This window comes from Streptomyces sp. NPDC002698, assembly GCF_042888945.1.
Lineage (GTDB): Bacteria > Actinomycetota > Actinomycetes > Streptomycetales > Streptomycetaceae > Streptomyces.
Map to the genome: position 1 here is coordinate 414408 of NZ_JBIAQM010000003.1, position 20637 is coordinate 435044.

The window sequence follows — 20637 nt, forward strand, 5'->3', positions numbered from 1 at the left end:
GGCTAGTTGGAGGCCAGCAGCTTCAGCTCGGGGTGCGCTGTGCCGCCCTCGATCGCCGTCGAGGAGATGTGGGACATGACGCGCTCGTCGACCGGGTCGTTCGCCGGGTCGTCGTGGACGACGATGTGCTCGTACGTCGTGGTCCGCTGGGCCGGGACACGGTCCGCCTTGCGGATCAGGTCGATGATCTCCATGCGGTTGGAGCGGTGCTTGGCGCCGGCGGAGGAGACGACGTTCTCCTCCAGCATGATCGAGCCGAGGTCGTCCGCGCCGTAGTGCAGGGAGAGCTGGCCGACCTCCTTGCCGGTGGTCAGCCAGGAGCCCTGGATGTGGGCGACGTTGTCCAGGAAGAGACGGGCGATCGCGATCATCCGCAGGTACTCGAAGAGCGTCGCCTGCGTGCGGCCCTTCAGGTGGTTGTTCTCGGGCTGGTAGGTGTACGGGATGAACGCGCGGAAGCCGCCCGTCCGGTCCTGTACGTCGCGGATCATCCGCAGGTGCTCGATGCGCTCGGCGTTGGTCTCGCCGGTGCCCATCAGCATGGTGGACGTCGACTCGACGCCCAGACCGTGCGCGATCTCCATGATCTCCAGCCAGCGCTCGCCGGACTCCTTGAGCGGGGCGATCGCCTTGCGCGGGCGGGCGGGGAGCAGTTCGGCGCCGGCGCCCGCGAACGAGTCGAGACCGGCCGCGTGGATCCGCTGGACGGCCTCCTCCACGCTCACCTTGGAGATACGGGCCATGTGCTCGACCTCGGACGCGCCGAGGGAGTGGATGACCAGCTCGGGGTAGGCGCCCTTGATCGCGGCGAAGTGCTTCTCGTAGTACTCGACGCCGTAGTCCGGGTGGTGCCCGCCCTGGAACATGATCTGGGTGCCGCCCAGTTCGACGGTCTCGGCACAGCGGCGCAGGATGTCGTCGAGGTCGCGCGTCCAGCCCTTGGCGGTGTCCTTGGGGGCCGCGTAGAACGCGCAGAACTTGCACGCCGTGACGCACACGTTCGTGTAGTTGATGTTGCGCTCGATGATGTACGTCGCGATGTGCTCGGTACCCGCGTACCTGCGGCGGCGTACGGCGTCGGCGGCCGCGCCGAGCGCGTGCAGCGGGGCGTCGCGGTAGAGGACGAGCGCCTCTTCCGGAGTGATCCGCCCACCCTCGGCGGCACGGTCCAGCACGGACTGAAGGTCGGCCTTCTCGATCACCGGGAGCGTCCCTTTCGTAAGGGTTGTGGACAGACCCGACCACCCTACGCCAGCCCGCCGCAGCGGCCGACGTCAGGCCCGCCGGCCCGACGCGCCGACCGAGGTCGGGCCCACCCGACCGGCCCGGCACGCCGGGGCCGTTCGGCCGTTCGGCCGTGCGGCTCCGGCCGCGCGAACCGACCGCTCCGGCCGGCGTCAGGCCGCGTAAGCCCCGATCAGCAGCCCCACGTACGCCCCCGCGATCAGGAAGGGGCCGAACGGGATCGACGTCTTGCGCCCCGCGCGCCGCGCGATCACCAGCACCGCCCCGTACAGCCCGCCGAACAGGAACCCGGCGAAGGTCCCGAGGACGACCACGCTCCACCCGTACCAGCCGAGCACCGCGCCGAGACCGAGGGCGAGTTTCACGTCGCCGAAGCCCATGCCGTTCGGGTTGACGAGGAAGAGCACGAAGTACCCGCCCCCGAGCGCGAGCGCCCCGAACAGCGCGGTCGGCCAGTCCCCCGCGTGCTCGGGCAGCACCGCGGCCGCCCCGAGCAGCACGAGCGCCGCCGCCGCGAGCGGCAGGGTCAGCGCGTCCGGCAGCCGCTGCACCCGGAAGTCCACCACGGCGAGCAGGACGCCGAGCGGCGTGAGCAGCAGCCAGACGCCCAGCTCCGGACGCGTACCGGTCGCGGCGGCGAGCCCGGCGCAGAGCAGGGCGGTGACCGGCGCGACGAGGAGGACGCCGGGGCCGTAACGGGTTCCGCCCGGCGAACGGGCGAGCCCCAGCCATCCGCGCGCGGCCCCGGTGATCGGCTGCCCTTCGGGACAGCGGTCCCGCCACGGTTCGTCGGGGTCGACGGCGAAGCGGTACGCGGGCCGGGGCACCAGGAGCCCCGCCGCCGCACCCCAGAGTGCGGCGACGACGACGAGCCAGAGGTCGAGATCCACGCGTTCCCCCAGGATGAGTCCGGTACGACAACCGCGGCGACGGTCACGACGCCCGCCTCACGGCCGTCGGTTGCAGGCGGCCGGTACGGGTACGGCCGGTCGTCGGCGCGGGTTCGCCGACGGCCGGCACTCGCTCCACCGGCAGCAGGTGCCGATCTTGTCGGCGCCGGTACGCGCTCCACCGGCGACCGGTGCCGGTTTCGCCGGTAGCCGGTACGAGTTCGACCGGGGGCGGCGCGGGTCCGGCGGCCGGGTCGGTGCGGTCAGCTCACCGCGGCCGCGCCGCTCCGCCAGGCCGGCAGCAGTTCGTCGAGCAGCGCCTCCGTGCGGGGCGGCAGCCCCCGCGCCCCGCTGCGGGCCACCAGGTCCGCGGCGAGCCGCTTCACCTTGTCCTCGTCCCCCGTCGCGTGCGTCGCGCGCAGCAGTTCGTTCCACAGCCGTTCGTCCGCCGGCGCCGAGTTCATCGAGGCGTTCAGCGCCTCGATCGCCTTCTCCGCCCGGCCCTTCTCCAGATGGAACGCGGAGAGCGCGAGGCCGATGTCCGCCACGAGCAGCGGCAGTTGGGCGTCGATGATCTCGTGGGTGAGCCAGCCGTAACGTCCCTCGGGGCGGTCGGCGAGCAGCGGACCGCGGACGAGGACGAGCGCGTCGGTCAGCAACCGCCCGCGCACCACACGGCTGTCGACGCCCTTGCCCTGCGTCGCCTCGTGGTAGAGGGAGCGCAGCACGTCCAGGTCGGAGACGACGGACTTGGCGAGCGTGAGCCGCCCGGTCGCGTCGGCGCCGAGACGGGGGGTGCCGTCGGGGTCGGTGCCGAGCCAGCCGCGCAACCGCTCGACGAGCGCGTCCCGCACGTCCTCGGTGACACCGCGCGGCCACAGCGCGGAGGACAGCACGCGCGGGTGCACGCCTTCGCGGTGCAGCAGGAGCAGCGCCAGCGCCTCGTGCAGCAGCGGGCTGCGTTCGCCCTCGGGCGTCTCCAGGCCGATGATCTCGTACGGGCCCACGAGCCGCGCGTACACGGCGGGCCGCCCTTGTTCGCTGATGTCGACGAGGAACGGCGGGGTGCCGGCCGGCCCGTCGGGTCCGCCCTCCGGGTCCGCCTCGACGAAGAGCTCCACGACCGCGCGCTGCTGGTCCGCCGGCAGCATCTGCGCGTCGAGTTCGAGTCCGAGGAGCGGAGCGAGCAGCTTGCCCTCGCGGGTGATCTCCATCTCCCAGGCCGCGCCCGGCAGTTCGCCGCTCTCGGTGCCGACGAGATAACCGATGCCCAACCGCCCCGCGTCGGCGGCCAGTTCGGCGAGCCTGAGGGCGTCGACGGGGGACGGCTCGGCGGCGAGGAGGACGAGGTGCGGGGCCCAACGGGTGTGCTGCGCGGGCCCGGTACGGCCGGTGAGCACGGAGTCGTGTCCGGCGGCGCCCAGCGCGCCGCGCCGCTGCCGGGTCTCGGCCTCCATGGTCTCGACGAGCGCCTCGATGTCGTCGAGGTGGCGCAGCCGGTTGGGCGCGAGCGGCGTCAGGTCCTCGCCGAAGCCGACGAGCGTGATCGTCATGCGGTCCGACCAGCCGTTGGTGGCCAGTTCGGCGGCGACGGAGGCGAAGACGGCCGCGCGGTCGGTCGCGCTTCCGCTCAGGGAGACGATGCCGGGCACGGCCTCCAGGTTGAGCAGGAGCCGCGAGTCGTCCATGGTGCCGAGGCTGACGAGGCCGGGGTACGGGGCGGCGGTGTCCGTCTCCTCGTACCGCTCGGCGTCGGCGTGTGCCAGCATCCAGAACGTCTGGTCCTGGCCGAGCTGCCACGGCGCGGGCGGCTTTCCGGCCGGCTGGGCGAGCTGGAGGTGCAGATCGCCGTTGCCGCCGAGCCAGGCCGCGTAGACGGTCGGCAACGGGCGGGATTCGGCGGCGAGAGCGGCCGCGAGTCCGCGCAGCGACAGATCGAGGAGGCGTACGCCGTCGGGGTCGGCGCCGACGAGCAGCGCGTCCTGGGCGTCCGCGGCGGATCCGGTGGGAACCGGCGGTTCCATGCCCCGGTGTCCGCGGACGGCACCGAGCGCCGACTGCCACAGGGCCTGACGGCGGCGCCGGCCGAGGGCGCCGAGGAGGCCCGCGGCGAGGAGGGGCGCGCCGACGAGCGCCTCGGGCAGCCCAAAGGCGGGCCCGCTCTCCGCGGCGGCCGGCTGCGCGCCCTGTCCGTCGCGCGAGTCCGCGGCGGCTTCGTCGGAGGCGGCGCGCTCACGCTCCTGGCCGTGGTCGCCGCCGGCCCGCTGCTGGGGCACGCGGAAGTGCGCGGTGTCCCGGTCGACCTGGTCGCCCCGGTCGGCGCCGCTGTCCTGCCGTCCGCCGGCCTGCTGGTGATCGCCGGTCTTCGCGTAGTCGTGGATCTGCTGCTGGATCGGCTTCTGGGCCTGCGCCGGGATCCCGGGCTCGGCGTCGGGCATCTCGACGAGCTCGCCGCCGTGGGCGTCGCCGGGCATCTCCATGATCCAGCCGGGCCGGATGAGGCTGGCCTCGGACAGCTTGGACCCGTCGGGCTGCGTACGGTCCTTGTTGAGCTCGTAGATCTCCTTGTACCGGCGCCCGTCGCCGAGGTGGCGCTGCGCGATCTCCCAGAGCGAGTCGTGGTGGCGGCCCTCGGGCGGCTGGATCCGGTAGTACTTCGTGTCGCCGTGCCGGGCGGAGGTGCCGCCGTCCGGCCGCGACGCGGCCTGGGACGCGGCGTCGGCGGCCTGTTCGGCGACGGCCGCGGCCGCTTCGGCGGCGGCCCGCTCCTGCTGTTGCCCGAACAGCCCGCCCGGGATCTGCTGGGCGGCGGCGACGGAGCCGTGCCGGCCGCCTTCCAGGCTCTGGCCGAGCTGGGAGAGTCCCGGTGTGAAGCTCGCGGCGGCGGCGCCGACGAGCAGGAGTGCCGCGACGAGCTGACGGGCCAGCAACTGGCTCGCCCCGGCGCCCGGTACGCGGTTCGGCAGCCCGACGCCCGACAGCGCGGCCTTCATCTCGACGAGGACGCACGCGGTGAACTGCGCCCACGCGAACCACACGATGACCGTGAGCACATGGATGAACGTGCCGACGGTGATCTCCTGCTGGAGCCAGTCCAGCGAGGGCGTCCCGTGCGGCAGCGGCCAGCCCACGGCGACCACCAGCGCGCCGGGCACGCCGGCGAGCAGCACCAGCAGGGCGAGAAACGCCCCGAACGCCTTCACGAAGTCCCCGAACGTCCGACGACGCCGGGGCAGGGGCTGCGGCGTCCGATTCCTCGGACCCGGCGAGCCGCCCGTCGAACTGGAGTTGGTGCGTCGCGCCATGGCGGGTGTCCTGGGGTCGTCTGGTGAGGGCGTGAGTCGGGGGGTGACCCGAGCCTACTGAGAGTCTAGGGAGGGTGTCGAAGGTCGGGCAGACGGCATTGACGACCACACGCCCGTTTCGTCACCAACCGCCCGGGACAACCGAGTTGCCGCCGCAGCCCGGGGCCCGTCACCCCCGTCGGACCCTCACACCCTTCACAACATCCACCGGACGCTCCCGGGGCGGGTCCGGACACCGGTGCCGGTGCCGGTGCCGGTGTCGGTGCCGGTGTCGGTGCCGGTGCCGGTGCCGGTGCCGAACGAAAAAGACCCTGCCCCGAGGATTCGGGGCAGGGTCTTCGTGGAGCGCCGGGCAGGCCTTGCACCTGCATTTCCCCGCAGGAAGCGGGGCGTCTTTCCTTGGACCACCAACGCGTGGCCGGTCTGTGCGACTTCCGCCGACCAGCTCGAGATCAATATTATCAGAGCATCGCGCCGGTCCCACCGTGCCGCCGAGAAGCCCCCCGCCCCCGGTTCGGCCGGGTCCACGCCCACGTGCTTCGCGAGGGTTCAGGGAGCCGGTCTCGCGCCTACGCCGCCGCCGCCAGATCGCACCACACGTACTTGCCGATGTCGCCGCCCTGGCGCAGCGGATGCCAGCCCCAGTCGTCGGCGCAGGCCCGGACCAGGAAGAGACCCCGGCCCGCCTCCTCCTCACCGGAGGCCACCTCCACGTCGTACGGCGGCGGCATCGGGCTCGCGTCCCACGCGCCGATCCGCAGCACCCCGTCCCGCCGGTGCAGCCGCAGGGCAGCGGGCCCCTTCGCATGCCGTACGGCATTGGAGACCAGCTCCGCCGCCATCAGCTCGGCGACGTCCACGAGGCGGATCAGCCCGTGCAGGGTCAGGATCAGGCGGACGGTACGGCGGCAGACGGTCACCGCCCGGTCGTCCTGCGGGATGTGCAGGGCGTAGGTCCAGGGATCGGGTTCAGGCATGCGTGAACTCCGTTCGCGGCAGGAGGAGTTGATCGGGGCCGGCGATTCCGGGCGGTGGCAGTGCCACAGCCGTCACGGCAGGACGGAGTGGTGCGCTTCCGGGGTCCCGGCATGTCGCAGAGTGACGTTCGCATCACCGACGGTAGACCTAATTATTTAGATTTCACAAGGCGGTCGCGTAATCTGCCCCCGAACGAGTCACGTTCATGGGCACGCCGAGAGGGGAAGCCGATGGCATTGAGGCGTGACGCAACGGCACGTCAGATGCGCCTGGCGGCCGAGTTGCGCCGACTCCGCGAAGCGGCCGGGCTCGCATCGCGAGAAGCGGCCACACTGCTCGGAGTGAGCCCAGCGCAGATCAGTCAGATCGAAGCCGGCCTCGCGGGCGTGAGCGAGAAGCGTCTACGCCGGCTCGCGGCACAGTACGTCTGCACGGACGAAGCCTTCGCGGAAGCCTTGGTCGCCATGGCCACCGACCGGACACGCGGGTGGTGGGAGCCGTACCGCGGCTTGCTGCCCACACCGTTTCTCGACCTCGCCGAGCTGGAACACCACGCGACATTCCTGCGGGACGTTCAGTTCCTCTACATCCCCGGCCTTCTCCAGACGGAGCAGTACGCCCGTGCGGTCTTCTCGTACCGCGTACCTGAACTCCCGCCAGAGGAAGTCGAGTTGCGCGTACGGCACCGCATGCAACGCAAGGCGCTGCTCGAAGGCCCCACGCCCAAGCGGTACGACGGCGTCGTCCACGAGGCGGCACTGCGCATCATGGTCGGCGACCGTGCCACCTCAAGGGCCCAACTCGCTCATGTGCTGGGCCTCTCCGAAGCCGAGCACATCACCGTGCGCGTCATCCCCTTCGACCTGGAGGGGTTCGGTGGCGCCACGAGCGCCATGACCTACGCGGGAGGACCGGTGCCCAAGCTGGACACCGTCGTGCGCGACGCTCCCCAGGGCGCCGCATTCATCGACTCCGAAGCCCAGCTCAACGCCTACCGCACGCTCTTCCATAAGGTCGAGGAAGTGTCGCTGGACGCCGACCGGTCTCGCGACTTCATCCACAGGTTGACGAAGGAGCTGTGAGAGGTACCCATGAGCACCCCTGGCAACTGGCAGAAGTCGTCCTACTCGGGGCCGGGCGACGGCGACTCCTGCGTCGAGCTCGCCTCCACCCCTGTCGCGCTCCACCTCCGTGAATCCGACGCCCCCGGCACCGTCCTCACCACCACACCCGCCCCCGTCGGCCACCTCCTCCAGGCCATACGCACCGGAACGGTCGCGGCGCCCCGCGCGTAACAGCCCTTCGACGAAGCCCCGTTCGGCGTTTCACTCGTAATGATCAGCGCGATACGTTCACACGTACGTTCTGATGCAGAGGTTGCGGGTGTTACGGGGGAACGCGTGTCGAACAGGCCGACGGACTGGCACATACTCGACCTGGACCACGACCCGACGCCGGGCGACCCGCAGCGGGTGCGCAGACTCGCGGGCTCACTGCACGACTTCGCCGACGACGTCGCGGACATCCTGCGGGACGTCAAGGGGCTGGCCAACGACGACGCGGTCCTGAAGTGGGCGGGCAAGACGGCGGACGCCTTCGCGTCGGAGTTCGAGGACGTCCCCGGCCAGCTCAAGAAGCTCAAGAAGTCCTACGACATCGCGGGCGACGCGCTCGCCTCGTACTGGCCGGACCTGGACGACGCCCAGCAGAAGGCGGACAAGGCGCTACGCGACGGCCGCAAGGCCCGCCAGGACCTGTCCACGGCCAGGACCGCGCTCTCGGGTGCCGACGACTGGGTGCACACGGCCACCGCGAAGGCCGACTCCTACGACCCGGACAAGCACCGCGGCAAGAACGTACCCCCGCCGGACGAGGCCGACGTCCGGCGCGCGACACGTGACGCCCAGCACGCCAAGGAGCGGCAGACCGCCGCGCAGAAGGACGTCGACGACGCCCAGGGGCTCCTGGACGCGGCGAAGAAGCTCGCCGCCCACGCGAAGGGGCTGCGCGAGGACGCCGCCCGCCGCACGGTGAAGAAGCTGAACGAAGCGTCCGACGCCGGCATCCACAACCGGCACTGGTGGGAGGAGCCCGTCGACTGGGTCTCCGACCACTGGGACGAGATCGTCACGGTGTGCAAATGGGTCGTGACGATCGTCGGCGTCATCGTGATGATCGTGGGCGGCCCGCTGGGCTGGCTGGTCTTCGCGGCGGCTCTGATCGTGCTCGCGGACACCGTGAGAAAAATGCTCAACGGCCAAGCGGGCTGGGGCGATCTGATCTTCGCGGTCCTCGACTGCATCCCCGCCACCAAGGGCTTCACGAGCCTCGCCAAGATGGGCAAGCTCTGGAAACTGGGCGGCATGCGCGCCCTGGGCGGCGCCTTCATGAAGGGGATCGGCGGGGGGCTGCTGAAGACAGCCCGGAACCTCAGATCGGGCGAGGCCCTTCGGGGTATCTACCGCCCGTTCAAGGGATCCACGCGCCTCTTCGGGGGGACCATTCCGTACCGCGAGCTGTCCCCCAAAGCACGCCAGCTAGCCAAAGCACTGACACGCGGCCCCGTGCGCATCAGCCCCAACGAGGTGAATGTCTCGCACATGGCCGAACTCCAGAAGTTCCACGGTGTCGAGCATGCCGTAATCCAGAATCCGGCCGGTGAACTGCGACTGTTCCAAGGGACGGAACTAACCACCAGGATTCCCGATGAACTGGCCGACGACGGCTACAAGTTCATCGCCCACACGCACCCGGAGGACCGAATACCCGGGCCTCCGGACGAGTTGGAAGCCGCACGCAACACCAGGAACAGCATGACCCGCGACCTGGACAACAAGATGAGTCCCCACATGGAAGTCGTGATCAGCCGGGACGGAAATCTGAGATTCTTCGACAACAACGGGGTGTTGGAGCTGCCTCAAGGAACCTATCCCCCTGGCGGACCCATCAGTGACCGGGGCGGGCTTGTTCCTGTGCCCGGCATATAGTCCAAGCACTCGGTGAAGCAGGCTCCCGAGACCTGACCAGCAGGAGAATCATGCCCGACATCAACCGTTGCCAGATCTGCGGTGAAGCGGCTCCCCCGATCGACGGCCAGTGCGGAGAGATCACCGGATACCGCCTGGTTCGGGATCCCTGGTCCGCTTCCCCGTCCTTCCTCGACGGCAATCTCCACTTCTCATGCCTTGAGCAATCGGACAGACGTGGCGAGTTCCACGCGGAGTTCGTCCACCTCGTTCAGGCCGGGCACGAAGAGATCCCCGGTCCGGAAGCGTCGCACCCGCCGTTGACAAGGATGGGCCTGAGCATGCGCCCTGTCTTCGCGGGAGACGAGTGCGACATTTTCCAGAGCCGGATGTCCGATCGCTGGATGCTCGTGAAGAAGACCGGTCCATGGTTCGGCTTCGGCCTCCCCCAGCTCCGGGCCATCGGCTCGGGCGCACTTCCGGTCTCGTCCTCGGACGTGACCCGTTATCGGCTTCCCGTCGATCTCGGGGACGAGGTCGGCGCGTACGGCCTTTCCGAGCTGCTGGAGGCCCTCGGAGTGGCGCACCGGTACGCCGACGCGGCCGAGCTGGCCCGAGTGGAATACCGCCTCGTCGACTACTACGCGCCGAAAAGGCTCCTCGACTACGTGGCCGCGGCGCCCCTTCCCCTGCCGGAGGAAGCCGTCGCTTTCCTCGCCGCCCACGCGAAGACGTACAACCCCGTCACCTTCGACGAAGAGGACGCGTGATCGAGTACACGTACAAGGAAGGCCCTTGGGCCGAGACCGCGGTGACGCTGGTCGTCCGCAAGCAGGACCTGGACGCCGATCTCGTGACCCGGACCCTCTCGCTCCCTCCGGCATCGGTCCGGAGGCCGGGAAGCGATCACCGCGATGGGGTGTCACCGCCCCAGGACGGACTGTGGGCATTCCAGGTGCACGACAGAATGCCGGGAGGACTGAGCGATCAGCTCCGCACCCTCATGGACCTGGTCGAGCCCCGCTCCTCCTCACTGGCCCAACTGACTTCCCAGGGATACGACATCCACCTCGACCTCTTCGGATTCGTCGGCCGCGGGGCCACGTTCGTGCTCGCCCCCGACGTCGTCCGGACAGCTGCTGTCCTCGGCGTTCCCGTCACCGTCACCACCAGCGTCAGTGATCGGTGAGTATCCACATGGAACTCTCCTCTTCCTGGGGCACCCCCCGAGCCGCCCTTCTCATCACCGGGCGGAACCTGGAACCGCAGGACATCACGGCCGCGTTGGGCATCACGCCCACGTTCTCCAGGGAGGCGACGCGCGATGCGTCGTTCCGGCCCGGTGAGGGATGCTGGACACTCCAGGTGACCGGTGCGCCGGAACAGGGATTCGACGGGCTCGTCGACGAACTGGTCGCGTTCATTTCCCCCGCTCTGGAAGAGATCCAGGACATCCGGCGCCGTGGACACTCCGTGCAGCTGGACCTGAGCGGTCACGTCCGGAGCGGTTCCCGGGCCGTCCTCTCCCCTCACGTACTGGCGTGTGCGGCCCGGCTCGACCTGCCTGTGTCCCTCACCACGGACGCCGATCCCCCCGCCCGGTCCGAGGATCTGCTGGACTGGCTGCCGGCCCCGGACGGATCGCACCGGGCTACCTGAAGGAAGGCGTCCGACCTTGACCGCAAGCTCCACCTCCCCGGAGAACCCCGGCCTGTCCTCGGGATTCTCGCTGTCCGTCCCGGATTCCTGGTGGGAGTTCGACATCCGCCCGGAGGGCCGGGACGCGACCGTCCGCGGCCTCGTCGACGAGCGGATCCGTGAGGTTCCCGAACTCGCCGAGTTCCGGGGCGACCTGGCGGCCGTGCTGCGCAGGATGGCCAAGGACGCGTACGACTCGGGAGCCGTGTACATGGGCTGCATGGCCGAGAACTTCGACGGCGTCCCGCTGACCGCGACCCTCACCGTGTCGGTGCTGGGCGCCAGGAACAAGCAGGGCGTGGCACTGTCGACCGACCCGCGCGCGATCGCGGAGAGCCTGCGGACCGTCACGGCCCGCCGTGAGGGTGACGCCTGGCGCACGGTCACCACCGTCGACATCCCTCAAGTCGGCGTTGCCGCCCGGACGTTCGGCGTCGAGGACGTACCCGTCGCCCAGGGCGACACGCGTACCCTTCGTATGGTGCTGACCCAGACGTACATTCCGGTCCCGGGAACCGCCGACCAGGTCGTTCTCGTCTCCGGAGCCAGCCCGGTGCTCGACCTGGCCGCGGCGTTCCACGACATCTTCGACGCGGTGACCGGCACGTTCCGGTTCGTCTGACCGGGACTTCAGGACTCCAGGAGGGGGAACCGGCATGGGTGGTGGCGGCAAGAGCGACCTCGCGCTCCCGCTGAGCGAGCTGGAGGACTACGGCGGGCGGCTGCGGGACATCAAGACCCGGCTGAACCACACCAAGAAGCTCTTCGAGTCGTACAGGGACGACCTGGGCGATCACACCGTCTACGACGCCCTGGACGACTTCGAATCCGGCTGGGAGGACGGCCGCGAGGACATCGGCCAGGCCCTGGACGCCCTCGCGGAGATGTCCGACGCCGTGGTCCGCGAGTTCAAGAAGCTCGACGACGAACTGGCCAAGAACGTCTCCGAGGGCGTGAAGACGGAGAAGAAGGACGGGGCGAAGTAGCCCTGTGGCGAACGGGCATGTCGCACCTCGCCCCTCGCCGGGCCCGCCGGCCCGGAACGGCGAACCTTCGTCCCTGGAGTCACGCACTGATGCGCATCGACGTCGACGACCCCGGGCTGGACATGGGACTCGACCAGTCGCTCATCCATCAGGGCGAGTTGTTCACCGGTGAAACCGTCGAGACGGATTCCCGGACGGGACAGGTGGTCGCCGTGACGGCCTATGCCGACGGTCTGGAAGACGGCCCCGTACGCGAGTGGTTCCCGGACGGGGCCGACCGGGCGGAGGGGCGGTGCCGGCGAGGCATTCCGTGCGGTCGGTGGCGGGAGTGGCACGCGAACGGGCGGCTTGCCCTCGAGAAGGAATATGGCCGGCGCGGCCTGGTGAGATCGATCAGGAAGTGGTCGGAGAGCGGCGAGCTCGTCGACGACCGGACCTTCGACGCATGATGCCGACCACGCGGAGGGCCGAACCGTGACGGAGGTGCCCGGGGTGATTCGGACCGTGGGGTTCTTCTCCGAGCTCGGTCCTGGGTGGGGGCTCCCCCTGGACGGGCTTCTACGGGAGTCCGTCCATCCCGCCGGTGAGCCGGACGAGGCGGAGATCATCGGCTATCTCGGACGGGGCGCCGGGATCTGGGCCGAGACGAGCGCCGGGCCCGACGTCCTGGACCCGGAGGCCCCCGTCCTGTCCGGCGTCGGTTCGCTCTTCACGGACGGGACCTGGCTGTGGCGTCAGGATCTGCCGTACTACCTCGGCACGTACCACGTCACCCTGCCCCGGGATTTCCTCACGCACGTCAGGAAGGCCCGGTATCGGGTTCCGGCCGTGCCCGAGACACGGCTGCTGGAGATCCTGACGCGGGATCTCGGGATCACCGTGGACTGAGCGGACTGAGCGGACCGACTGGACCGAGTGGACCGAGCGGTGGACCGGCCGGTCGCGCTACCAGGGCGGCTCCCGCCCCTCTCAGCCCACCTCGTTCTCCGCCACGGCCCGCCCGTGGACGGTCACGTCACCGCCGTAGAACATGCCGGTGAAGACCGGCGAGTAGGTGAGCTGGACCTCGACCTCCACCTGATCGGCGTCGGCGGTCACGCAGTGGGTGGCCGCGATGTCGGCGCCGGACATGCCCATCTCCCGGGCGAACGCCTTCACCCGCGCGCCGCAGTTCTCGAAGTTGATGGGCGCCGGGCCGTTCTCGTTCTCGTAGAGGGATTCGAGGTCGATGTCCTGGGCGGCGAAACGGGCCGCCTGCTCGGCGATGTCCGCGGCCCTCTCCCGCTTGGAGATGGACATGCCCCCGTCGATGACGAAGGCCGAGAGCGACAGGAAGACGAGCGCGAAGATGATGACCGCGCCGGCGCCCGAGCCGCGGTCGTCGAGCCGTTCCCGGCGCCCGGCGGCCCAGCCGCGTACGGCGGAGTTCGGTTTCATGCCGTCCTCCGGAACGGGTCCAGCGGGGAACTGAAGGAGGCCTCCAGGGTGGTGGGCACGTCGAGGCCGATCATCGCGAGACCCCGTACCTCGCAGCTCACCTCGACGGTGAAGAGCGTGTCCGGCTCGAAGCCCGTGCTGGTCTGCGTCACGTTCACCGGACCCGAGCAGACGTCCCCGAGGTCGGCCTCGGCCGCCTTCCTCGCCTCGGCCATGGCCGTCGCGTGGTCCTTCTGGATCGAACCGGCCCGCGCGGCGTCCCGGGCCGCGCCGTCCAGCGCGCCGCGCCCGTCGACCAGCTGCCCGAAGGCCACCAGGACGAGAATGAAGAGGATCATCACCGGCGCGAGGATGACCACCTCGACGGTGGACAGCCCCCGGTCGCGCCGGTCCCCGGACACGCGGTCCGGGAGCGCGGCGAGCAGGGCCTTCGGTCCCGTCACGGCGCCTCCTCCTCCACGAATCTCTCCACCGGCCCCGACGACTGCGCGTGCACGGTCAGGTTCAGCCCCGGGAAGACCGAGGGGACCCTCCCCGTGATCTCGACCCCCACGGTGTCCGGCTCCGGCTGGAGCATCGTCACGTCCGGGGACAGCACCAGATTCGGGCCGAGCTGGCGGATGTAGCTGTCGACGACGTCACCCGCCTCGCCGCGCCACCCGCCGGGCTGCGCGTCCGCGGTGGCGCGGGCCTTGCGGGCGCCCGCCTGGGCCGCCGCCTGGGCGACATGGTCCGCGAAGAAGTACAGCGCGAACTGCACCGTCGCGAAGATCATGAAGAAGAGCACCGGCGTGAGCAGCACGAACTCGATCGCGGTCATGCCGGAGTCACCGCGGGCGGAGGCTGCCTCCACCCTGCGGCGCACCCAGCGGCGCACCCAGCGGCGTACCCCTCGACGTTCGCGCACTCGCATCCCCGGAACTCAGCAGGTCTTGCCGGCGTCGGCGCCCTTGATGCAGTCGCCGACCTTGTTGGCGCCCTCGCTCAGCGCGGCGTTGATGATCGCGGCGACCACGCCGACGATGGCGACGACGACGGCGGAGATGATGACCCACTCGACCGCGGACGCGCCCCGGTCGAGTTCACCGGAGCGGGCACGCTGCACCCGCCCCTGAAGGAAGGTGATCAGGAAGTCCACCCCCGGGATCCCGGTACTGAAGTTCCGTCCGTTCATGGTGAGTTGTCCTCTCGAAGAATAGTGGTGACCGGCTGGCGGCCCTTCGGGCACGGCGGAGAATCAGACCTGGAACACACGCATCGCCGCCGGGAAGATCAGGAAGACCAGGAAGCCCGCGCACAGCAGCAGTTGGGCGACGAGCATCGACTGCGACTTCTCGCCCGCGCTGCCCTCGATCTCGGAAAGCTCGCGGTGGCGCATCGTCTCGGCACGCGAGGCGAGCGACTCCCGCACCTTGGCACCGTCGTCCGCGACCAGCGCCAGCGAGGCCGACAGGTCCTTCAGCTCCTCGACGCCGAGTTCCTCGCCGAGCGAGCCGAGCGCCTGCCACTGGCTGATGCCGGTGATCCGGGCGTCGGCGAGCGCGTTGCGGATGCGCTGGGTGGCCCAGCCGTCGGAGATCTCGGCGGCGGCCATCAGCGCCTCGGGCAGACCGCGCCCGCCGGCCAGGCTCATCGACACCAGGTCCAGATACGCGCCGATCACGCGCCGCAGATCGCGCCGCTTGGCCACCGCGTCCCGCCGTACCTCCACATCGGGGAGGAAGAAGAAGACGATCGCGAAGAGCAGCGCGAGCCAGACCGGGACGATCGGGCTGCGGCCGACGCCGAGCGTCCAGACCACGGCGAAGAGGAACGGGCCGAAGAAGAGACCGGCCGCGGCCAGCAGCACCTTCGTCGCCAGGAACCTCTCCCAGCTCCGGTCCAGGACCGCGAGGTCGGCGCGCAGCGAGCGCTGCTCCCAGCCCTGCTGGAGATAGAGCTCGGCGACACGGGCGCCGACCTGGGCGCGCACGCTGCCGAGGCGTCCGCTGTCCCGCTGTCCGTGGTGCGCGGACTCGTACGCCGCCCCGCGGGCCCGCATCGCGTCGATACGGGCGACCTGCGCGACCGCGCTGCGCTTCGACGGCATCAGCGCGCGGACGAGGGCGTAGACGCCCAGGCCCAGGACGGCGCCGATCAGGATCGGCATGGTCAGGTTCATCGGCGTACCGCCTCATCCCCGGAAACCGGTGTACGGGGCCGCACGAACCGCACGGACGACTCGTCCCGTACCAGGAACCGCTCCGGCGTCTCGATCGTGGACAGCTTGCGCAGCCACCAGAAGCCGAGGCCGAACAGGCCGCAGACGCACGTGAGAACGAGCTGGCCGACCGCGGTGCCGTACGGCTCGACGAACTCGCGGTTGAAGATCGACAGTCCGAGGACGAAGGCGATGGAGACCGCGACGACGATCTGCACGGAGCGGCGGGTCGAGGCGCGCTGGGCCATCACGCGCTGCCGCATGTCGACCTCCTCGCGCGCCGACTTGGCCAGCGCGCCCAGTACCTGGCGCAGACCGGGGCCGCGCAGCCGCGCGTTGAGGATCAGCGCGGCCACGATGATGTCGGCGGACGCGTCGTCGATCTCGTCGGCCAGTTGCTGGAGGGCATCGGGCAGCGGTGTCCGGGAACGCAGCCGGTCCACCAGCGCGTCGAGATGCGGGCGCAGCACGGGGGCGGAGGCGCGTGCCGAGGCCGGGATGGCCTGTTCCAGGCCGACCGCGCCCGCGATGGTGTCGCGCAGCGACTCGGTCCAGGACGCCAGTGCCTCCACCCGGCGCATCGCGGCCCGTTCCTCGGAGGCGCCGCCGAAGAGCTTGTCCCAGAAGAAGACGAGGATGCCGGCCGCGATACCGGCGACGGCCCAGCGGGTGAGGAGGAGGACGACAAGGCCGGCGATCGCGGCGATCGAGCCGCGCTGTCCCGCGAACCGGATCAGCTCGCTCGCGCGCTCGCTGGCCTTGTGCTTCTCGTGTTCGGGCCTGGCGGGCAGCCCGCGCACGGCGACGGCGAACAGCGCGAGGCCGCCGCCGACGGCGATCCCGCACCCGAGGGCGTACAGGACGGGCAGGGAGAACAGTCCGCCCATGGAGCCGAGCGAGTCGAGGGCGGCGAGCGATGTCGTGCCCGAGGGCCCGACCGGCGTCGCGGCCGTGGTCAGGTGCGGCACGGCCGCGGCCGGCGTCGTCATGTCCTGGGTCATCGTCGTCACCAATTCCCGCTGCCGGGCAGCCGGTAGCCCTGCGCGACGAGGTCGTCGAGGCAGGCGATGGGCGCGTGCGGGACGATCCGGCCGTCCGGGGCCTCGGCGAACACCTCGCTGGACAGCACCCGTCCGTCGACGCCGTTGACCTCGCGCACGGAGGTCACCATGCGCTGGAGGCGGCCCCCGGACTCGTAGTCGTTGCGCCGCTGGACGAAGACCACGAAGTTCACGGCGCCCGCGATGAGCATCTGGCTGGCCTCGATGGGCAGCCGCTCGGTCGCCTGGAGCGCGTACGTGGAGATGCGGTTGAAGACCTCGCTGGAGCTGTTCGCGTGGATCGTGGAGAGCGAGCCGTCGTTGCCCTGGGACATCGCGTTGAGCATCGTGACGATCTCGTCGCCGAGGACCTCGCCGACGATGACGCGCGAGGGGTTCATGCGCAGCGAACGGCGCACCAGTTCGGCCATGGTGATGGCGCCCTGGCCCTCGGAGTTGGGCAGGCGCTCCTCGAACGCCACCACGTTCGGGTGGAGTTCGGCGAACGTGTCGAGGCCGAGTTCCAGTGCGCGCTCGACGGTGATGAGCCGCTCGTACGGCGGGATCTCGTTGGCGAGCGCGCGCAGCAGGGTCGTCTTGCCGGCGTTGGTGGCACCCGCGATCATGATGTTCTTGCGGGCCCGGACGGCGCAGGCGAGGAAGTGGGCGACCTCGGGGGTCAGGGTGCCGTTGCCCACGAGGTCGGACATGAAGACCTTGCCGAGGCGCGCGCGGCGGATCGACAGGGCCGGCCGGCGGGTCACGTCCATGACGGCGGAGAGCCGGGAACCGTCCGGCAGCCGCAGGTCGAGCTGCGGGTTCGCGGAGTCGAAGGGCCGGGAGGACAGACCCGAGTACGCGCCGAGGACCTGGATCAGCTCGATGAGTTCCTCGTCGGTCTCGGCGACGGGATCCCCCTTCTTCTCCCGACCGTCGGCATAGCCGATGAAGACCTCGTCGTACCCGTTGATGTCGATGTTCTCGACTTCAGGGTCGTCGAGCAGCGGCTGGAGACGGCCCACGCCGAAGAGCGCGGCGTGGACGGCGGCCGCGTACTGCTCCTCGGTCTCCGCGTCGAGCGGGGTCCGGCCGAGGTTGATCTCGGTGCGGGCGTGGTCCTCGAGTATCTGGGCGATGACGGCGCGCGCGTAGTGCCGTTCGTCCTCGCCGGACATCGGGGTGACACCGCGGACCTGGTCCTCGCGGCGCTGTTCGGAGATGCGGTCACCGGCGTCCTGCCGGAACCGCTTGACCAGCTGATGGTCGACGGCGGTCATCGGCCGGCTCCGGCGGCGGGCTGTCCGTGCGGGGCACCGGGTCCGTCGGCGGGTACGGACCACGCGGCGCCGTACTGCTGGTACAGATCCGCGGTGACCTTGCGGGCCGAGCGGATGAGCAGCGACTTGTCGAGGCGGCCGCGGCGGCGGCCGGCCAGCTGGGCGGCGCCCGCCGGGTCGTCGGCGATGGTGCCCACGACGCGGGCTCCGGTCTGGGCCGCCACGAGCATGTCGTTGACCTGGTGGACGAGCTTGGTGGAATCACCCGGGTCGGCGACGAGGACGACGCCGATGAACGGTGTGGCGAGTCCGCCGGCGCCGCGCGGTCCGCCGTGCAGCTTGGCGGAGAGGGCGGCGGCACGGTCGCGGACGCGGGCGATGGCCTCGGGCTCGGTACGGGAGACCAGGAGCACCAGGGCGGCGTGCGGGAACAGTTCGGCCGCCGGGGTGTCCCCGCTGATCCGGCCGCAGTCGGCGATGACGTCGGCGGGCGCGTTCGGGGAGTCGGCGAGCTGCGCGAACGCCCTGCCCAGGGTGGGCCAGAGCCCGGCGAGACCGGCGGCCTGCTCGGCGATCCCGAGTCCGACGAGGACGTCGAGTCCGCCGCTCAGCGGCTGGACGTGGTCCCACAGCTGGTCGGGGACGAGGCCGCGCCGGGCGGTCGCCGCGATCGACAGCAAGCCGGTGTTCGGGTTCAGCGGGCCGCCGTGGGCCGCCGCGCTCCGGTACACGAGGTCGCCGCCGGCGGGGTCGGTCTCGGCGAGCAGGACCCTGCGGGGCCAGACCGCCGCGAGCGCCACCGCTGCGGTGGTGACTCCCGGGGAACCCTTGTCTGCGGCGAGGGCGATGAGCGCCATGTCTGTCTACTCACTCGCCTCTAGTTGCCGGGGACGATGACGAGGGCGACCTGGCCCGCCGAGGCCGCGGAGGCGACGGAGGCGGCCTGGCCGCTGTCCACGATCAGGGTGACCGGCAGGTTGGTGCTGCTGATCGTGCTGTCCGTGTCGTTCTTGACCGAACTGACCTTCGCCTGCTCGACGATGGGCGCTCCGTCCGCGCTCGACGAACCGGAGGAGCTGGACGAACCCGACGAGCGGCTTCCGCTGGTCGCCGTGTCGCCGACGCGGTAGACGGCCACCGTGTCACCGGACTTGATGCCCGAGGGGTACTGGCCCTCCTTGAGGGAGACACCCACGGAGGCCTTGCCGGCGGGAAGCTCGGCGCCCTCGGCGAACATGTCGCCGATGACCACGGTCCCCTTGTAGATCGGGGACTTGGCCTTGAGCTTCTTGAGCGTGGCGAGCTGTTTCCACTCGACGTAGTTGATGGAGGTGTCTTCCGCGACCAGGACGGGGGTCACGTGATCGCCCACGGACTCACCGGCCTGGATGTCGCTCGTCACCTTCACGACCTCGATCCGGTCACCGGCGCGCAGCACCAGCATGGTGGCGCCGAGCGCGCCGACGAGGACGAGGAGCACCGCGAGGGCGGCCAACGCGGGTTTGCGCTCGCGAGGCGGGGTGGGAAGCCGCTCGCCCATCGCCGGCTGGGCCGACGTGGCGGCACGGTTGTTGCCCGCCCCCGTACGCTCTTGGATCCTCACGCGACCGCTCCCCGTACACCCAAGAAAATGTCTGTCAATTCACGAGCCAAGTAGGGCACTTCACCCCCGAACCCCTTTACGGGACGGACCGTGCGACCTGGTCGAACTCCGGCGCCGGGGCGAGTGTCAAGCCATGGCACCGTATCAGCCGCACATAAGCCCCTCAAGGCGCGTCAAGGCCCCTGAAGCGCACCCGACTCGACGTTATCGACGCGCAACGACAGCCGTTCGGTTCCGTGTTGAGCCCAGCGGCACGGCCTGTCCGTCACCTGTGCGCCAGCGAATCATCGCCGCGGTCCGGGACTTCCGTCACGGGCCGTGCACGAGGCCTGCACGAGGTGCTCACGGACGGGGCGGAAGAAAGACCGGACTCAGGACCGGATCCGGGCCGGACCCAGGACCGGACACAGGACCGGACTCAGAACCCCCAGGGACTGGGATGAGGCCTGACGGCCGGATCCTCCGACCAGACCAGGCGGGCCTCCAGGTCGTCCCCCAGGAGCTGGGTCAGGCGGTCGACGGCCCAGGCGTTCCACTGCACGCCGACGGGGAACTGCGGCACGCGGAAGGAGGGCAGGGCCGCAGGGAGGGCGTCCGGGCGGAAGACGGTCTTCTGCATCTCGCCGGTCGCCTTCTTCGGCTGCGAGGACGCGCGGGTGTCCACGCAGTCGACGATCCGGTCCACGAGGTGGAGGACGTACGTGTCCGCGGACGGCTCTTCGACACGGACCGGAAGCAGCGGACCCGACTTCTCCAGGTCGTCCCGCAGGCGGTCCGCCAGCCGGCCGCCGAGGATCGGGGCGCCCGGGTAGTCGGACGCGAACTCGGCCTCGCGGGCCTTCGGGTCACCCGTCCACTCCGCCGCGAACGCGGTCGGCCGCGGCGCCCGGTCGCCCTGGAACTGCCAGCGCTTGAGATCGATGAGCGAGTCGTCCAGACGCAGGGTGCGCAGGTTCCGGGCGCTCGGCATCAGGCGGTACACGGCCAGGGGCTTCGAGTTCATGACAGGCGT

At 70.6% G+C, this 20637-nt stretch carries 24 protein-coding genes; 10 read left to right on the top strand and 14 right to left on the bottom strand.

The features are described from left to right. Positions 1-2: 2 nt before the first annotated feature. The 4 genes from mqnC to ACFYW9_RS06660 all read right to left on the bottom strand — a co-directional run bounded on the left by mqnC (position 3) and on the right by ACFYW9_RS06660 (position 6417). Positions 3-1202: a cyclic dehypoxanthinyl futalosine synthase gene (gene mqnC / locus ACFYW9_RS06645; protein WP_389145570.1), complete on the bottom strand. Its 1200-nt coding sequence runs from the start codon at positions 1200-1202 to the stop codon at positions 3-5. A gap of 195 nt (positions 1203-1397) precedes the next feature. Then, positions 1398-2135 (bottom strand): A24 family peptidase, encoded by a 738-nt coding sequence (locus ACFYW9_RS06650; RefSeq protein ID WP_351863091.1) that lies wholly within the window; start codon positions 2133-2135, stop codon positions 1398-1400. Between the two features lie 263 nt (positions 2136-2398). Then, the gene (locus tag ACFYW9_RS06655; RefSeq protein WP_389145574.1) at positions 2399-5440 is read right to left on the bottom strand and encodes a BTAD domain-containing putative transcriptional regulator; all 3042 of its coding nucleotides are present in this window, start codon (positions 5438-5440) and stop codon (positions 2399-2401) included. A gap of 569 nt (positions 5441-6009) precedes the next feature. After that, positions 6010-6417: an ATP-binding protein gene (locus ACFYW9_RS06660; RefSeq protein WP_389145577.1), complete on the bottom strand. Its 408-nt coding sequence runs from the start codon at positions 6415-6417 to the stop codon at positions 6010-6012. 231 nt (positions 6418-6648) lie between these two features. Here ACFYW9_RS06660 and ACFYW9_RS06665 point away from each other — a divergent pair, with 231 nt between their 5' ends. From ACFYW9_RS06665 to ACFYW9_RS06710, 10 genes are all read left to right on the top strand, one after another. Further along, positions 6649-7500 carry a helix-turn-helix domain-containing protein gene (locus tag ACFYW9_RS06665; RefSeq protein WP_389145580.1) on the top strand — a complete coding sequence of 284 codons (852 nt, stop codon included), beginning with the start codon at positions 6649-6651 and terminating at the stop codon, positions 7498-7500. Between the two features lie 9 nt (positions 7501-7509). Beyond that, on the top strand, positions 7510-7713 hold the full coding sequence (locus tag ACFYW9_RS06670; RefSeq protein WP_387298021.1) for a DUF397 domain-containing protein: 204 nt from the start codon (positions 7510-7512) through the stop codon (positions 7711-7713). 105 nt (positions 7714-7818) lie between these two features. After that, on the top strand, positions 7819-9405 hold the full coding sequence (locus ACFYW9_RS06675; RefSeq protein WP_389145584.1) for a WXG100 family type VII secretion target: 1587 nt from the start codon (positions 7819-7821) through the stop codon (positions 9403-9405). Positions 9406-9725: 320 nt separating this feature from the next. Further along, a complete protein-coding gene (locus ACFYW9_RS06680; RefSeq protein WP_389145587.1) occupies positions 9726-10154 on the top strand; it encodes a hypothetical protein in 429 nt (142 codons plus the stop codon). Continuing rightward, positions 10151-10573, top strand: coding sequence for a DUF4279 domain-containing protein (locus ACFYW9_RS06685; protein ID WP_389145590.1), 423 nt, complete (start codon positions 10151-10153; stop codon positions 10571-10573). Before ACFYW9_RS06680 ends, ACFYW9_RS06685 begins: the two co-directional genes overlap by 4 nt. A gap of 8 nt (positions 10574-10581) precedes the next feature. Further along, a complete protein-coding gene (locus ACFYW9_RS06690) occupies positions 10582-11043 on the top strand; it encodes a DUF4279 domain-containing protein (RefSeq protein WP_389145593.1) in 462 nt (153 codons plus the stop codon). 16 nt (positions 11044-11059) lie between these two features. Further along, entirely contained in the window at positions 11060-11704 is a 645-nt protein-coding gene (locus ACFYW9_RS06695; protein WP_387298011.1) for a hypothetical protein, read from the top strand. A gap of 34 nt (positions 11705-11738) precedes the next feature. Next, complete coding sequence (locus tag ACFYW9_RS06700) at positions 11739-12068, top strand: hypothetical protein (protein WP_351863081.1); 330 nt, start codon at positions 11739-11741, stop codon at positions 12066-12068. An 89-nt stretch (positions 12069-12157) separates the two neighbouring features. Further along, on the top strand, positions 12158-12517 hold the full coding sequence (locus ACFYW9_RS06705) for a toxin-antitoxin system YwqK family antitoxin (RefSeq protein WP_389145598.1): 360 nt from the start codon (positions 12158-12160) through the stop codon (positions 12515-12517). Positions 12518-12560: 43 nt separating this feature from the next. Beyond that, entirely contained in the window at positions 12561-12956 is a 396-nt protein-coding gene (locus ACFYW9_RS06710) for a hypothetical protein (RefSeq protein ID WP_389145601.1), read from the top strand. A gap of 81 nt (positions 12957-13037) precedes the next feature. Here ACFYW9_RS06710 and ACFYW9_RS06715 read toward each other — a convergent pair whose 3' ends face one another. The 10 genes from ACFYW9_RS06715 to ACFYW9_RS06760 form a co-directional block, all read right to left on the bottom strand. Further along, a complete protein-coding gene (locus ACFYW9_RS06715; RefSeq protein ID WP_329301116.1) occupies positions 13038-13505 on the bottom strand; it encodes a pilus assembly protein TadG-related protein in 468 nt (155 codons plus the stop codon). After that, positions 13502-13948 carry a TadE/TadG family type IV pilus assembly protein gene (locus tag ACFYW9_RS06720; protein WP_389145605.1) on the bottom strand — a complete coding sequence of 149 codons (447 nt, stop codon included), beginning with the start codon at positions 13946-13948 and terminating at the stop codon, positions 13502-13504. The genes ACFYW9_RS06715 and ACFYW9_RS06720 overlap by 4 nt, the downstream gene beginning before the upstream one ends. Further along, positions 13945-14418 (bottom strand): TadE family protein, encoded by a 474-nt coding sequence (locus tag ACFYW9_RS06725; RefSeq protein WP_389145608.1) that lies wholly within the window; start codon positions 14416-14418, stop codon positions 13945-13947. Before ACFYW9_RS06725 ends, ACFYW9_RS06720 begins: the two co-directional genes overlap by 4 nt. Before the next feature lie 9 nt (positions 14419-14427). Then, positions 14428-14679: a hypothetical protein gene (locus ACFYW9_RS06730; RefSeq protein ID WP_351863077.1), complete on the bottom strand. Its 252-nt coding sequence runs from the start codon at positions 14677-14679 to the stop codon at positions 14428-14430. Between the two features lie 63 nt (positions 14680-14742). Continuing rightward, positions 14743-15666, bottom strand: a complete 924-nt coding sequence (locus tag ACFYW9_RS06735; RefSeq protein ID WP_351863076.1) for a type II secretion system F family protein — start codon at positions 15664-15666, stop codon at positions 14743-14745. Then, a complete protein-coding gene (locus ACFYW9_RS06740; RefSeq protein WP_389145795.1) occupies positions 15663-16592 on the bottom strand; it encodes a type II secretion system F family protein in 930 nt (309 codons plus the stop codon). Before ACFYW9_RS06740 ends, ACFYW9_RS06735 begins: the two co-directional genes overlap by 4 nt. A gap of 119 nt (positions 16593-16711) precedes the next feature. After that, positions 16712-18022, bottom strand: coding sequence for an ATPase, T2SS/T4P/T4SS family (locus tag ACFYW9_RS06745; RefSeq protein ID WP_351863075.1), 1311 nt, complete (start codon positions 18020-18022; stop codon positions 16712-16714). Beyond that, a complete protein-coding gene (locus tag ACFYW9_RS06750) occupies positions 18019-18879 on the bottom strand; it encodes a hypothetical protein (protein ID WP_389145613.1) in 861 nt (286 codons plus the stop codon). Before ACFYW9_RS06750 ends, ACFYW9_RS06745 begins: the two co-directional genes overlap by 4 nt. Before the next feature lie 20 nt (positions 18880-18899). Beyond that, positions 18900-19625, bottom strand: a complete 726-nt coding sequence (locus ACFYW9_RS06755) for a hypothetical protein (RefSeq protein ID WP_389145616.1) — start codon at positions 19623-19625, stop codon at positions 18900-18902. A gap of 418 nt (positions 19626-20043) precedes the next feature. Next, positions 20044-20628: a hypothetical protein gene (locus tag ACFYW9_RS06760; RefSeq protein WP_389145619.1), complete on the bottom strand. Its 585-nt coding sequence runs from the start codon at positions 20626-20628 to the stop codon at positions 20044-20046. Positions 20629-20637: the final 9 nt, after the last annotated feature.

Bases quoted from the DNA above. Each gene is read 5' to 3' on its own strand.
- ACFYW9_RS06700 (WP_351863081.1), top strand. From the start codon at position 11,739: ATGGGTGGTGGCGGCAAGAGCGACCTCGCGCTCCCGCTGAGCGAGCTG.
- ACFYW9_RS06760 (WP_389145619.1), bottom strand. From the start codon at position 20,628: ATGAACTCGAAGCCCCTGGCCGTGTACCGCCTGATGCCGAGCGCCCGG.
- ACFYW9_RS06680 (WP_389145587.1), top strand. From the start codon at position 9,726: ATGCGCCCTGTCTTCGCGGGAGACGAGTGCGACATTTTCCAGAGCCGG.
- ACFYW9_RS06705 (WP_389145598.1), top strand. From the start codon at position 12,158: ATGCGCATCGACGTCGACGACCCCGGGCTGGACATGGGACTCGACCAG.
- ACFYW9_RS06750 (WP_389145613.1), bottom strand. From the start codon at position 18,879: ATGGCGCTCATCGCCCTCGCCGCAGACAAGGGTTCCCCGGGAGTCACC.
- ACFYW9_RS06655 (WP_389145574.1), bottom strand. From the start codon at position 5,440: ATGGCGCGACGCACCAACTCCAGTTCGACGGGCGGCTCGCCGGGTCCG.
- ACFYW9_RS06730 (WP_351863077.1), bottom strand. From the start codon at position 14,679: ATGAACGGACGGAACTTCAGTACCGGGATCCCGGGGGTGGACTTCCTG.
- ACFYW9_RS06740 (WP_389145795.1), bottom strand. From the start codon at position 16,592: ATGGGCGGACTGTTCTCCCTGCCCGTCCTGTACGCCCTCGGGTGCGGG.
- ACFYW9_RS06665 (WP_389145580.1), top strand. From the start codon at position 6,649: ATGGCATTGAGGCGTGACGCAACGGCACGTCAGATGCGCCTGGCGGCC.
- ACFYW9_RS06715 (WP_329301116.1), bottom strand. From the start codon at position 13,505: ATGAAACCGAACTCCGCCGTACGCGGCTGGGCCGCCGGGCGCCGGGAA.
- ACFYW9_RS06735 (WP_351863076.1), bottom strand. From the start codon at position 15,666: ATGAACCTGACCATGCCGATCCTGATCGGCGCCGTCCTGGGCCTGGGC.
- ACFYW9_RS06690 (WP_389145593.1), top strand. From the start codon at position 10,582: ATGGAACTCTCCTCTTCCTGGGGCACCCCCCGAGCCGCCCTTCTCATC.
- ACFYW9_RS06660 (WP_389145577.1), bottom strand. From the start codon at position 6,417: ATGCCTGAACCCGATCCCTGGACCTACGCCCTGCACATCCCGCAGGAC.
- ACFYW9_RS06670 (WP_387298021.1), top strand. From the start codon at position 7,510: ATGAGCACCCCTGGCAACTGGCAGAAGTCGTCCTACTCGGGGCCGGGC.
- ACFYW9_RS06745 (WP_351863075.1), bottom strand. From the start codon at position 18,022: ATGACCGCCGTCGACCATCAGCTGGTCAAGCGGTTCCGGCAGGACGCC.
- ACFYW9_RS06725 (WP_389145608.1), bottom strand. From the start codon at position 14,418: ATGCGAGTGCGCGAACGTCGAGGGGTACGCCGCTGGGTGCGCCGCTGG.